Origin of the sequence: Streptomyces otsuchiensis, assembly GCF_004305975.1 — a bacterium.
In the GTDB taxonomy this organism is placed as follows: domain Bacteria; phylum Actinomycetota; class Actinomycetes; order Streptomycetales; family Streptomycetaceae; genus Streptomyces; species Streptomyces otsuchiensis.
Genome location: NZ_BHZI01000598.1, coordinates 1 through 490, shown reverse-complemented (window position 1 = coordinate 490; position 490 = coordinate 1). Strand labels below are relative to the sequence as shown.

The 490-nt window shown below is 73.1% G+C and carries 1 protein-coding gene; it reads right to left on the bottom strand.

The genetic code is table 11. From position 1 onward, the window contains the following. Positions 1-162: 162 nt before the first annotated feature. A complete protein-coding gene (locus tag E0D90_RS27315) occupies positions 163-309 on the bottom strand; it encodes a hypothetical protein (RefSeq protein WP_170215055.1) in 147 nt (48 codons plus the stop codon). Between the last annotated feature and the right edge of the window lie 181 nt (positions 310-490).

The following is a 490-nucleotide window of genomic DNA, read 5'->3' as shown; positions in this document are numbered from 1 at the left end:
GCAGCCCACCACCCCCGCCCCGCAGCCCCTCACCGCGGCCTCGGCCGCGGTGAGGGGCTGCGGGGCGGGGGTGGTGGGCTGCTCGGTCACGGTGGCCTCCTGGGTGTGCACGGCGAAGGCCCGGACCGTGTGGTCCGGGCCTTCGTGGTGCGGGGTGCGTGATTAGTCGTCGGGGGTGGTGTTGAGGGCGTCGCAGTTCCAGCAGGTCCACTCGGAGGGGAGCCGCCATTTCTCCACCCAGAACCCGGCGGGCTCGCCGCGGATGACGTTCTCGGCGTCGCAGTGCCAGCAGTAGAACTCAAAGTCCATGCTGGCTACTGCCGTAGGGCGCTGAGGACGTTGCGGATGGTGCCGAGGCTGACGGGTCGTCCGCCGTCGGCGTTGACGGCGGCGTGGACGGTGGCGGCGTCCTGGTCGTCGCCGTCACGCTCCAGGACCGCCCGCACGCGTTGCTTGGCGGTGCTGGGCGGCGGGGGCGGGGCGGTCCTGG

Coding starts and splice junctions, on each gene's coding strand:
- E0D90_RS27315 (WP_170215055.1), bottom strand. CDS start 309: ATGGACTTTGAGTTCTACTGCTGGCACTGCGACGCCGAGAACGTCATC.